11 protein-coding genes are annotated in these 11635 nt (G+C 72.5%); 1 reads left to right on the top strand and 10 read right to left on the bottom strand.

Annotated elements, in window-relative coordinates:
- Positions 1-6: 6 nt before the first annotated feature.
- From ACGFI2_RS24530 to ACGFI2_RS24520, 3 genes are all read right to left on the bottom strand, one after another.
- Positions 7-2067, bottom strand: a complete 2061-nt coding sequence (locus ACGFI2_RS24530) for an MMPL family transporter (protein ID WP_393521070.1) — start codon at positions 2065-2067, stop codon at positions 7-9.
- Positions 2068-2225: 158 nt separating this feature from the next.
- Positions 2226-2891 carry a response regulator gene (locus ACGFI2_RS24525; RefSeq protein WP_393521068.1) on the bottom strand — a complete coding sequence of 222 codons (666 nt, stop codon included), beginning with the start codon at positions 2889-2891 and terminating at the stop codon, positions 2226-2228.
- 28 nt (positions 2892-2919) lie between these two features.
- On the bottom strand, positions 2920-4071 hold the full coding sequence (locus tag ACGFI2_RS24520; RefSeq protein WP_393521066.1) for a sensor histidine kinase: 1152 nt from the start codon (positions 4069-4071) through the stop codon (positions 2920-2922).
- Between the two features lie 169 nt (positions 4072-4240).
- Here ACGFI2_RS24520 and ACGFI2_RS24515 point away from each other — a divergent pair, with 169 nt between their 5' ends.
- Positions 4241-5320 (top strand): inositol-3-phosphate synthase, encoded by a 1080-nt coding sequence (locus tag ACGFI2_RS24515; RefSeq protein WP_393521064.1) that lies wholly within the window; start codon positions 4241-4243, stop codon positions 5318-5320.
- A gap of 53 nt (positions 5321-5373) precedes the next feature.
- Here ACGFI2_RS24515 and ACGFI2_RS24510 read toward each other — a convergent pair whose 3' ends face one another.
- Genes ACGFI2_RS24510 through ACGFI2_RS24480 form a run of 7 tightly spaced genes read right to left on the bottom strand, consistent with a single transcriptional unit; the run spans position 5374 to position 11635 of the window.
- Positions 5374-6057, bottom strand: coding sequence for a 4'-phosphopantetheinyl transferase family protein (locus ACGFI2_RS24510; protein ID WP_393521062.1), 684 nt, complete (start codon positions 6055-6057; stop codon positions 5374-5376).
- Positions 6050-7207: an acyl-CoA dehydrogenase family protein gene (locus ACGFI2_RS24505; RefSeq protein WP_393521060.1), complete on the bottom strand. Its 1158-nt coding sequence runs from the start codon at positions 7205-7207 to the stop codon at positions 6050-6052. The genes ACGFI2_RS24510 and ACGFI2_RS24505 overlap by 8 nt, the downstream gene beginning before the upstream one ends.
- A complete protein-coding gene (locus ACGFI2_RS24500; protein WP_393521058.1) occupies positions 7204-7857 on the bottom strand; it encodes a hypothetical protein in 654 nt (217 codons plus the stop codon). The genes ACGFI2_RS24505 and ACGFI2_RS24500 overlap by 4 nt, the downstream gene beginning before the upstream one ends.
- The gene (locus tag ACGFI2_RS24495) at positions 7854-8687 is read right to left on the bottom strand and encodes a hypothetical protein (RefSeq protein ID WP_393521056.1); all 834 of its coding nucleotides are present in this window, start codon (positions 8685-8687) and stop codon (positions 7854-7856) included. Before ACGFI2_RS24495 ends, ACGFI2_RS24500 begins: the two co-directional genes overlap by 4 nt.
- A 5-nt stretch (positions 8688-8692) precedes the next feature.
- Entirely contained in the window at positions 8693-8968 is a 276-nt protein-coding gene (locus ACGFI2_RS24490; RefSeq protein WP_282285395.1) for an acyl carrier protein, read from the bottom strand.
- 34 nt (positions 8969-9002) lie between these two features.
- Positions 9003-10259 carry a diaminopimelate decarboxylase gene (gene lysA, locus ACGFI2_RS24485; protein WP_393521054.1) on the bottom strand — a complete coding sequence of 419 codons (1257 nt, stop codon included), beginning with the start codon at positions 10257-10259 and terminating at the stop codon, positions 9003-9005.
- Entirely contained in the window at positions 10256-11635 is a 1380-nt protein-coding gene (locus ACGFI2_RS24480) for an ATP-grasp domain-containing protein (RefSeq protein WP_393521052.1), read from the bottom strand. Before ACGFI2_RS24480 ends, lysA begins: the two co-directional genes overlap by 4 nt.

The raw sequence follows: 11635 nt of genomic DNA, 5'->3' as shown, positions 1-11635 counted from the left end.
GGTCTCTCAGCCCTGGGTGACGGCCGTCAGCTCCGGCTGCGCGTCGCCGGCCGCCGGAGCGGAGGGGACCGGCGGCCGGCCACCCAGGAAGCGGGGCGCCCACCACGCGGCGCGTCCGAGAATCGCCATCGTCGCCGGGACCAGCAGCATCCGGACGATCACCGCGTCGATCAGGACGGCCAGCACCAGGCCCAGGCCGACCTCCTTGATCGGGGCGAAGCCCCCGGTCATGAACCCGGCGAAGGTGACCGCGAGGAGCAGGGCGGCCGCGGTCACGATGCCACCGCTGCGCTGCAGGCCCTCCCGGACGGCCTGGTCCGGGGCCGCGCCGGCGAACCGGCGCTCGCGAATCCGGGACAGGACGAAGACCTCGTAGTCGGTGGAGAGACCGAACGCGATCGCCGCGACCACCACCGGCACGGTCAGGTCGATGCCGTCGAGCCGCTCACCGCCGAGCAGGCCGACCAGGTGCCCCTCCTGGAACACCCAGACCACCACGCCGAGCGCGGCGAACAGGCTCAGCAGGTTGGTGAGCACGGCCTTCAGCGGGATCAGCACCGACCGGGTGAAGGCCAGCAGCAGGACGAAGGTGGCCAGCAACACGATGCCGCCGGCGATCGGGAGGCGGTCGCGCAGCTCCTGCTTGTAGTCGTTCAGACGGGCCGCGTCCCCGGTGACCTGCACCGTGAAGGGGGCGTCCAGGGCGCGGATGTCGCGTACCGCCCGGCCGGTGTCCGGGTCGCTCGTCGGGTTCTTCGGGGTGGCCTGCAGGACGGCCAGCCCGCCGCCGCTGCGCCCCGGATTCACCACGGCCACGCCGGGTACCGCGGCGACCCGCTGCCGGAACTCGGCCAGGTCGGGGTCGTCGGCCGAGGTCCGGGCGACGATCGTGATCGCGCTCGGGCCGGCCAGCGCCGGAAAGTGCTCGCGCAGTTCCTCGGTGAGCTGGCGGGTGGCGCTGTCGGCCGGCAGCGACCTGGGATTGCTGGTGTCCAGCCGCAGGTTGGTCGCGGACAGACCGGCCACGATCAGGCCGGCGAGCACCACCAGCAGGGTCAGCACCGGCATCTTCTGCACACCACGGGCGATCGCGGCGAAGGACCGGCCGCGCTCCTTCCGCGCCCGGACCGGCTTGATCTTGTTACGCAGCAGCTGGAGCAGCGCGGGAAGCAGGGTGATCGCGGCGAGCATGTCGATCAGCACCACGGCGGCGCCGGCCACGCCGATCGACCGCAGGAACGGATCGGCGAAGACCACCAGGCTGGCCAGGCTGACCGCGATGGTGAGACCGGAGAAGACGATGGTCCGGCCGGCGCGTTCGGAGGCCCGCACGAGCGCCTCCGCCGCGTCCTCGGTCAGCGCCCGTTCCTCCCGGAACCGGCTGACCATCAGCAGCGCGTAGTCGACGCCGAGACCGATGGCGAGCATCGTGGTGACCTGGATCGAGTAGATCGACACATCGGTGAAGAAGCTCATCACCAGCAGCGTGGAGAAGGTTCCGCCGACACCGACCAGGGCGATCACCAGCGGCAGCCCGGCGGCGATCAGCGACAGGAAGACCAGCAGCAGCAGGAGCAGCAGCAACGGCGCGGAGATGATCTCGGCTCGCCGGGTGTCCGAGGTGGCCTGGTCGTTGAACTCGCGGTCGGTGAGCGGCCCGCCGGAGACCACCGCGGTCGTCCCGTCGATCCCGGTCAACTGCTTCTGCACCTTGCTGGCCAGCAGGTCGCCCTGGTGCGCCAGTTCCACGTTCACCAGGACCGCCGCGCCGTCGGTGGCGACCGGGGCGTCGGGACCGAACGGGTCGGACACCGCCAGCACGCCGTCGACGGCGCGCAGCTCGGTGAGCGCGGTGGAGACCTTGGTGCGGAAGGCGGGGTCGGCGGCCGAACCGCCGGAGATGACCGCGTTGATCACGGGTGGCGCGAGCTTGGCGTCACCGAGCGCCTTGGCGCCCTGCTGCGACTCGCTGCCGGCGATGGTGCCGACGGTGGTCGTCATGCGGGCGAAGACGCCGTTACCGACCGTGAAGCCGGCCGCTGCGATCACCAGCCAGATGACGAGCACGACGGCAGGGCGCCGGCGAGCGAAACGCGTAACGGCACGGATCATCACACAGCTCCTCAGGACGGAAAGACCGATGTGATCTCATCCTGGCGAAGCGGACTCCCCGGCAGATCGCCGACGAGAGCGAAATCTGGTCTCCCCCCGGCGGGGGAGACAGCTCAGTCCAGATCCTCACCGGGACTGATCAGGCCGGCCTCGTAGGAGAACACCACCGCCTGCACCCGGTCCCGCAGGCCGAGCTTGGCCAACACATTGCTGACATGGGTCTTGACGGTGTGGTCGCTCACCGTCAACCGGGCGGCGATCTCGGCGTTGGAGAGCCCCCGGGCGACCAGGCACAGGGTCTCCCGCTCCCGGCCGGTCAGCTCGTCGAGCAGGGCCGGCGGGCGGGTCGCGCCCCGGGGCCGACGCAGCAGGTCGGCGATCACCCGCCGGGTCACCGTCGGGGCGAGCAGCGCCTCCCCCTTGGCGATCACCCGGACCGCCTCGACCAACTCGGCCCGGCGCATGGTCTTGAGCAGGAAGCCGTTCGCGCCGGCCCGTAACGCGTCGTGCACGTGCTCGTCGACGTCGAACGTGGTGAGGATGAGCACCCGGGCGTCCGTGGTGGCGCAGATCCGGCGGGTGGCCTCGATGCCGTCGATCGGGCCCTCCATCCGGATGTCCATGACCACCACGTCCGGTTTCTTCTCGGCCACCACCCGCAGGGCCTCCAGGCCGTCCGCCGCCTCGCCCACCACGGTCAGGTCCGGCTCCGCGTCAAGGATCATGGCGAAGCCGCCCCGAACCAGATCCTGGTCGTCGACGACCACGATGCGCACCATGGGGCGCCACTCCTCGATAGGTAGCAACTCACTCGGCGGGCAGGACGGCGCTCACCGTGAAGCCGCCGCCATCGGGACCCGCTCCGATGCACAGCTCACCACCACAGGCGGTGACCCGCTCCCGCATGCCCATCATCCCGTATCCGCCGCCGACGTCCACCGCGCCGACGCCGTCGTCGGCAACCGTCACCCGGATCTCGCGCGGGCTGAACTCGATCAGCACGTCCACCATCGACGCCCGCGCGTGCCGGATGGTGTTGGTAAGCGCCTCCTGCACCACCCGGAAGACCGTGGCGTCCACGTCGGCGGGCAGTGGCCGCTGCTGCCCGCGCCAGCGCAACGCCGCCTCCAGGCCGCCCCGGCGCGCCTCGCCGAGAAGTTGTGGCACGTCACCCACCCCGCGCACCGGGGCCGGCGGCTCCTCGCCGTCCGCCGAGCGCAGCGCGGCCAACGACCGCCGGAGCTGGGCGATCGCGGACCGGCCGCTCTCGGCTATGACCTCGAAGGTCTTCTCGACCCGAGCCGGGTCGGTGCGGGCCACCACCGGCCCGGCCTCCGCCTGGACCACCATGATCGCGACCGTGTGCGCCACGATGTCGTGCACCTCGCGGGCGATCCGGTTGCGGTCGCGCGCGGCGGCGGTGGCTCGTTCCTCCTCCTGGCGGGCAGCCCGTTCCTCGAGCACGGCGATCCGGTCGCCGCGCCCCCGGGAGGCGATCCCCATGCTGTACGCCGCCACGTACGCCATCCCCACGTATCCGAAGGTGGCGTAGTCCTCGCCGGGGACCACGAGCGAGACGACCACCCCCACGGCCTGCACCCCGATCGCGATCTGCCGCCAGGGCGACGGGCTCAGCGACGCGAACGTGTACGTCGCGACGAGCGGCCCGAAGGGCAGCGGCGGCAGCTGGTGCGACAGTCCGAGGACGCTGATCGCCAGGCCCACGGTCACCGTGGTGAGCAGCGGGGCCCGCCGACGCCAGATCAGCGGCAGCGAGGCTCCGGCGGCCACCAGGATGTGCCAGACCTTGCCGTCCTGGGAGAACGTCACCGGCAGGGCGGTGCCGACGAACACGGCCACCGCGATCAACCCGTCCAACCAGAGCGTGGCGTTGCGGGGCAGCCGTGCGGGCCGCGTGCGCGACCGGACGGTGGCCGGAAGCGACAGGGAAAACGGCACGATCGGCTCCTCAACGCGCGGCGGACCCCAGTATGCGGCTCCGGAACCGCCCGGCCGGGACCCACGCGACTCGGACCGCCGTCGATGTCCTGTTTAGGACATCGACGTGGAGACCGGAACGAGCGGATCGGTTGAATGGAGTTCTGTCGCAGAGAGAAGGAGGCACCACGTGGGCGCAGTCCGCGTCGCCATCGCCGGGGTCGGCAACTGTGCCGCGTCGCTGGTGCAAGGCGTTGAGTACTACCGGGACGCGAGGACGACCGACACCGTTCCCGGCCTCATGCACGTCGCCTTCGGCGACTACCACGTCGGCGACATCGAGTTCGTCGCGGCTTTCGACGTGGACGCGAAGAAGGTGGGCCGGGACCTGTCCGAGGCCATCGTCGCGAGCGGCAACAACACCATCAAGATCTGCGACGTCCCTCCGTCCGGGGTCGTCGTGCGGCGTGGCCCGACGTTCGACGGTCTCGGCGAGTACTACCGGGAGATGATCGAGGAGTCGGACGAGCGGGCCGTCGACGTGGTCCGCACCCTGCGCGAGTCCGGGGCCGACGTCCTCGTGTCGTACCTGCCGGTGGGATCGGAGGACGCCGACCGGTTCTACGCCCAGTGTGCGCTGGAGGCGGGGGTGGGGTTCGTCAACGCGCTGCCGGTGTTCATCGCCTCGGACCCGGCGTGGGCGGCCCGATTCACCGACGCCGGCGTGCCGATCATCGGCGACGACATCAAGTCGCAGGTGGGCGCCACCATCACCCACCGGGTGCTGGCGAAGCTCTTCGAGGACCGCGGGGTCCGGCTGGAGCGCACCTACCAGCTCAACTTCGGCGGCAACATGGACTTCATGAACATGCTGGAGCGCAAGCGACTGGCGTCGAAGAAGCTGTCCAAGACCCGGGCCGTCACCTCGCAGGTGCCCCGCGAGATGGCGGCCGGCGACGTGCACATCGGCCCCAGCGACCACGTGCCGTTCCTGGAGGACCGCAAGTACGCGCTGGTGCGCCTGGAGGGGCGGGCGTTCGGCGACGTGCCCCTGCAACTGGAGTACAAGCTCGAGGTCTGGGACTCCCCCAACTCGGCCGGCGTGATCATCGACGCGGTCCGGGCGACCAGGATCGCCATGGACCGGGGAATCGGCGGACCGATCCTCTCCGCCTCCTCGTACTTCATGAAGTCGCCGCCCGAGCAGTACGACGACGCCGCCGCCCGGGACGCCGTCGAGCGCTTCATCCGCGGCGAGGTCGAACGCTGACCGACAGGCGACGGGGGAGCCGGAGTCCGGCTCCCCGTCGTCGTCGTCGTCCGTCACGGTGTCCGCCGGAGATCGCGGTGGAACTCACGGTGACGGCAGGGTGCGGGATCCGCTCCGGCCAGCGCCACGGCACCGCGGAAGGCGCCGTGGTCGGGCAGGTCCCGGAGGAAGTAGGCGCCGGGCAGCCGGCCGGACGGATCGCGGACCACGGCCCCGCTCGCCACGCCGGGGACCGGCAGCCGCAGCCCGAGCGCCAGCCGCGCGCCGGCCGCCTTGACGCACGCCTCCTTGCGGGTCCACAACCGCAGGTACGCGGCGTAGGCCCCGGTGCCGGCGGAGGCCACCCGGGCGGCCTCCGCGGGGGTGAAGAAGCGTGCGGCCATCCGCCGCGGGTCCAGCCCGGGCCGGGGACGGTCCAGGTCCACGCCGACCTCCCGGCCGGCGACCGCGATCAGCGCCCGCTCCCCGGCGTGCGCCAGGCTGAAGTGCAGCGACCCGCCCGGCAGGTACGGCCGCCCGCGCGGGTTGCGGCGCAGCGGCAGCGCGGTGGGCCGCAGGTCGAGCCGGCCGGCGAGGATCGCGTTCAGAGCGGCGTGCGCCACGACGAAGCGGCGGCGCCCGTCCAGGTCGCCGATGGCGGCGGCACGCCGCAGCTCGGCCGCGCTGAGCCAGCGGGCGGCGTCGACGTCGCGGTCCAGGTGGACGGTCCAGACGTCGACGCCGCCCGGCTCAGTCACGGCCGAGTTTGCCCTGGACGAGGCCCTGGAAGGTGTTGAGGCGCTGGATGTTGCCGGTGCCTTCCATGAATTCCACCCCCCGGGCGTCGCGGATCAGCTTGTCCAGCATCGGCTGCGTCAGCCGTGCGCCCGGACCGAAGTACTCGAGCGCCTCCAGCGTCACCTCCTCGGCCAGTCGGGCCGCCCGGGCCTTCGCCGCCGACGCCAGGTGGCCGTTGGCGGGCTGGGCGTCCACGATCGAGGCGGCCTGCCAGATGAGCTGCCGCACGCCGTCGATCCGCCGGCCGGTCCGTTCCCAGCGCAGCCGGTCGGCCTTGGACAGCGAGCCGCGCCGCTCGATGACGTAGTCGTGCGCGGACCGGGCGATGCCCAGGGCGATCGCCGCCACGCCCGGCCGGAGCCGGTTGAACATCTGCACGCCGCTCCACACCCCGCGCCGGGTGGGACTGAGGTGGCGCCCGAGCACCCGACCGGCCGGGACCGGCACGCCGTCCAGCGTGATCGCGCTGAGTTGGGCGCCGCGCAGGCCGATCGTCGGGATCGGCTCGGCCTTGAAGCCGGGCGCGCCGGTCTCGACCATCACCGCGGTGGCACCGAGCGGACCGGGCCGGTCCCGGGCGAAGACGACGCCGACCTGGGCGCGGGCGCCGTTGCCGATGTAGCGCTTGGCGCCACGCAGGAGCAGGCCCTCCTCGCCGTCCGGGTCCAGCGTCGTACCCATCGCCGCCGCATCCGATCCGTGATCAGGTTCGGTCAGCGCGAAGAAGGTCCAGGTCGGCGCGGCCAGCAGCCGGCCGTAGAACCACTCCTTCTGCTCCTGGTCGGCGAGCAGGTCGATGAGCACCCCGGACAGCGAGGCGCCGGGTGACGCGAGCATCATGCCGGCGTCACCTGCGGCGATCTCCTCGGCGAACACCACCCGTTCCATGGCCGTCATGCCGTCGAACCGGTACCCGCCGATGAGCGTCCGGTCCGGCAGCCACGGCGCCGGAATGAGCATGGTGGACAGGTGCCGTACGGCCGGGTTGTCCAGGCACCGGTACACGGTGTCCGGGTCACGGTCCAGCTCCAGCGCCGTCGAGCGCAGGTCGCGCGCCCAGTCCCGGGCGTGCGCCCGGGCGGTGTCGAGCCGGTCGTCCAGTTCGATCACGGTGCCCACCCCTCTCCACCGATCCAGGCGTCGGCCAGCAACTCCGACGCGTTGACCAGCACGCCCGGTCCGTCCGCGACGAACCCGCTGGCCCCGAGCAGGCGGAGCAGCATCCGGTCGGCCACGGTGATCTGCCGATGCAGGGCAGCCAGGGATTCGGCCGGTGGCGGCGTACCGGTCAGCCGGACCTTGACCTCGATCTGCTCGGTGACGACGTCCGCCAGAGCGCCCTTGACCATCTGTTGCAGCAACAGCGGGGTGTCGCCGACACGGCGGTCGCCGAGGTGGGCGACCGTGGCATCGAGCAGCGCCTCGGACAGCCCGAGCCGGAGCCCGGCCAGCGCGGCCAACCAGTCCGGCCAGGGCGCCGGCGCACCGACCGGACCGGGGGCGCCCCGGTAGCGGACCGCCGCCAGCCGGCCGTCCGGTGTCTCGACCGTGCCGAGCCGCTCGACCGCAACCGCGTCCAGGACGGCGACCGTGCCCCCGGTCCAGACCCGGTCGGCGTCGCGCAGCGCCGGCTCGGGCAGCACGCAGCACCCGGTCGGGCCGCACGGCAGGACCCGGTCCGCAAGCGTGTCGTGCATCGTGGTGAGCGTGGCGGCGAGCCCGCCGGTCCGGGCCCGGCGGCGGGCCTGGTCGGCGATCACGACCGCGCCTCCGGGTCCGAGCCGGCGAAGACCGCCGCGCAGAGGGTGCCCGACACCGGGTCGTGGTCCGCCACCGCGATCGGCCCGGCGGTGTCCGCCCGACGCCGGGCGAACTCGGCCCAGACACCGGCCGCCCCCAGATCCGGCGCCGGGACCACCGGACGGCCGGCGGTCAGGCCGGGGCCGGCGATCAGGACGGCATCCGCCGGCACCAGCTCGTCGAGCAGCGTCCCGGCCGCCGCGGGCGAGACGTCCGGGCACTGGTGCACGGTGGCGCCGTCCGAGCCGGCCGGCTCGAGCAGCACGGCCACCCCGACGTCGTGTCCGGGTACCGGATAGCGGGACCCGACCACCTCGTACGGCATCGTCGTCTGCTCCAGGACCAGCAGCAACGCCCGGCAGCCCGGGAAGTCGCCGGAGTAGGTCCCGAGCAGGCGCAGGGCGGTGAACGCCGCCGCCGGTCCCTGGTCGGACACCGCGAAGGCGAGAGGATCGCCGTGCACCAGCTCGTTCAGGTAGCAGGCGGTGACCCGGCGCGGGTCGCCGTCCGGGGTGGAGTGCGCGATGGCGATCAGATCCACCGGCGCCGCGAGGTCGAGATCGCGCACCAGGCGGTCCGCCATCGCGGTGAACGAGTTCCGGCCGGCGGCCGCGTGCCGATCCCGGTCGAACCGGCGACCGTACAGTTCGGTCATGTCGGAGAGGTATTCCTCGAGCAACGGATCGTCCCGGTACGGCTCCGGGTCGGGGCCGAACCGGCGGGCGATCACCTGAGCCGGCCTGAGCCGGCCCGTACGGGCCGGCGGGGCCGGGGCGATGGACAGGAACATCGGCGTCAGGCCAGGCCCTGCTCGAGGATGTAGTCGGCGAGGGTGCCGACCGACTCGAAGTGGTGCTGCTCCAGCGTGTCCGAGTCGATCACGACGTCCAGCCGGTCCTCGATGTGCATGAGCAGCTCGAGAACGTTCGTGGAGTCCAGGCCGAGCTCGTCCATCAGCCGGGTCTGCTCGGTCACCTGGACCGAGTCGCGGTTCAGCACCGCGACAACGGCGTCGATCACGTGGTCGACGACCGCGGCGCGGTCGACGGTGGCTTCCGAAGCCATGGTCATGGCGGTCCTCCTGTGTGCCGGTCGGGATGGGTCGTCAGTCGAGGATCTGCGGCCCGAGCAGGTCCTCGACGGTGTCGCGGCGGCGAACCAGGCGGGCCCGTCCGCCGTCCACCAGCACCTCGGCCGGGTGGCCGTGGCTGAGGAAGAGCACCGGTGAGGCGCTCGGGCCGTACGCGCCGGAGCGCAGCACGCCGACCAGGTCGCCCGGCCGCAGCTCGGGCAGTTCCACGTTGCGGCCGACGGTGTCGTTGGGCGTGCACAGCGGGCCGGTGACGTTCCACCGGCCGGCGTCCGTGCCGGCCCGGTTGAGCAGCCGCATCGGGAAGTTGCGCTTGACGTAGGAGCCGATGCCGACGGCCGCCATGTGGTGGTTGGTGCCGCCGTCGGTGACCGCGAAGCGCTCCTGCATCGAACTCTTCACGTACCGGACCCGGGTGACGTAGGTGCCGCACGGCGCGGTCAGGTACCGGCCGAGCTCCAGCAGCAGCCGGGCCCCGGGGTGCGCGGCGTGGAACGCCTCGACCACCGGGTTGAGCAGGCGGGCGACCGCGCCCGGGTCGAGGTCCGGTTCACCGGGGAAGTAGGCCACCCCGAGGCCACCACCGACGTCGACCGCCTCCAGGACGAAGTCCAGCCGCTCGGCGAGCCGCTCGGCCAGGTCGATGATCCGGCGGGCGTTCTCGGCGACCACCTCGGGATCGAGGATGCGGGTGCCCAGGTAGGCGTGCACGCCGAGGACACGTACCCCGGGGTGGTTCTTGACCAGGTCGGCCTCGTCGAAGAGCTGCTGCTCGTCGATCCCGAACTGGCGCGGTTTGCCGCCCATGGTGAGGCCGGAGCCCTTGACCGCGAAGCTCGGGTTGACCCGCAGCATCACCGGGGCGATGACGCCCCGCTCCCGGGCCAGCTCGTCGATCACCGCCAGTTCCCCGAACGACTCGCAGACCAGCGCGAAGACGCCCTCGGACAGGCACGCCTCGAGTTCGGCGCGGCTCTTGCCGGGGCCCAGGAAGATGATGTCGCCCGGGGCCACCCCGGCGGCGAGCGCGGTGCGCAGCTCCACCATGGACGACACCTCCGCCCGGGCGCCCAGCGAACCGAGCAGGGCGCAGACGGCCACGTTCGGGTTGGCCTTCAGCGAGTAGAAGACCTCCATCGCCGGATGCAGCCGCCCGCGCAGCCCCAGGTACTGCCCGCGCAGGCTGTCCCCGTCGTACACGTAGAGGGGTGTGCCGAACCGCTCGGCCAGTTCGGACATCGCCACGCCCTGGATCGCCACTTCTCCGGTCACCGTCGTGTTCCTTCCGCCACGGCCGCCAGCCGGCCCGCGATCTCCCCGTCCATCGCCATCAACTCGTCGGCCGTCGGCGCGGTCAGGAAGCCGTACAGGCGACCGTCGGCGGCCCCCGCCCCTTCTCGCACCAGGGCGTTCACCGTCGAGAAGTTCTGCACCACCATCCCGGCCTCGCCGGCGCCGCTCAGCAGCCACGGCCCGAGCCCGTCACGGACCTCGCCGAAGCGGAGCGGCCGGGCCAGGCGCAGCGGGTACTGCCGGGCCAGCGCGCACCAGCCCGCCGGCACCAGGTGTTCCTGAAGTCCGACCTGGTAGGTCGACATGTTGTGCCGCGCGTTGATCTCCACGACCGGGTAGACGCCGCCCTCCGGGTCGAGCATCGCGTCCACCCCGACCACGCCGTGGTAGCCGTCGCGGGCGAGCCGGGCGCCGAGCACCGCGGCGCTGTGCGTCACGACCGCGAGCTGCCGCGCGGTCAGCCCCGCCGGCATCCGGTGACCCTTGTGTACGCCGTCGGCGGTCACCGCCTCCTTGACGAAGTCGAAGTGCACCCCGCCGTCCCGGAACACGGTGAACTGGTAGTTGAGGTCGGTGGTCTTGGCGACCCACTCCTCGACCAGCAGCGCCAGCCGGTGATCGCCGGAACGGTCGGCCCGACGACGCAGCGTCCGGTGGATCCGGTCCAGGCGCGCCTCGTCCCGGATCAGCAGCAGGCCCTTGCCGGACACCCCGTACGAGTCCTTGAGCACCACCGGCCGCCCGGCCGCGAGCAGAGCCCGCGCGTGTTCCACCGCCTCGTCCAGTTCCTCGACGGTCTCGCAGGTCCAGCCCGCGGACTGGCGCAGCCCCAGCTCGGTGGCGATCCGCCGGCTGTAGATCTTGCCGTTGACGGCCTTGCAGACGGCCGCCGGCGACCCGGCCAGCGCCACCCCGGTACGCGCGGCGAGCGCCTCCTCGTCCCCGGAGACCCCGTGCGGGACGATCGCGGCCGCCCCGGCCAGGGCGGACAGCCGGGCCAGCAGGGCCGGGCTGTCCAGCGCGTCCTGGGTCACCGTGTGGTGCGGATCCTGCCGGTCGGTGAGCAGCAGGTGCGGCAGACCCGCCCCGAGCGTCTCCAGGTGGGCCAGGTGCTCCGGATCCGGCCGGCCCTTGAGCACCACGTAGTCGTCCGGGCCGGCCAGCAGCAGGGCGAACTCGTCCATCCGGTTCACCAGCGCGTCGCCCGCGGTCAGCGCGACGCGGGGCAGGCCCGGCTCGTCACCGCCCCACCGCTGCTCGACCTCGAAGTTGCCGAGGAACACCAGGGGGGTCCGGTCGGTGCCCAGCAGCGCCGTCCGCAGTCGTCTGACGAAAGGTTCCCGTGTCGTCGTCAT

The sequence above is a fragment of the Micromonospora sp. NPDC049282 genome (assembly GCF_043197045.1).
In the GTDB taxonomy this organism is placed as follows: Bacteria; Actinomycetota; Actinomycetes; order Mycobacteriales; family Micromonosporaceae; genus Micromonospora.
This window is presented reverse-complemented; position numbering and strand designations above follow the sequence as displayed.

Bases quoted from the DNA above. Each gene is read 5' to 3' on its own strand.
- ACGFI2_RS24525 (WP_393521068.1), bottom strand. From the start codon at position 2,891: ATGGTGCGCATCGTGGTCGTCGACGACCAGGATCTGGTTCGGGGCGGC.
- ACGFI2_RS24495 (WP_393521056.1), bottom strand. From the start codon at position 8,687: ATGTTCCTGTCCATCGCCCCGGCCCCGCCGGCCCGTACGGGCCGGCTC.
- ACGFI2_RS24490 (WP_282285395.1), bottom strand. From the start codon at position 8,968: ATGACCATGGCTTCGGAAGCCACCGTCGACCGCGCCGCGGTCGTCGAC.
- ACGFI2_RS24480 (WP_393521052.1), bottom strand. From the start codon at position 11,635: ATGACGACGACACGGGAACCTTTCGTCAGACGACTGCGGACGGCGCTG.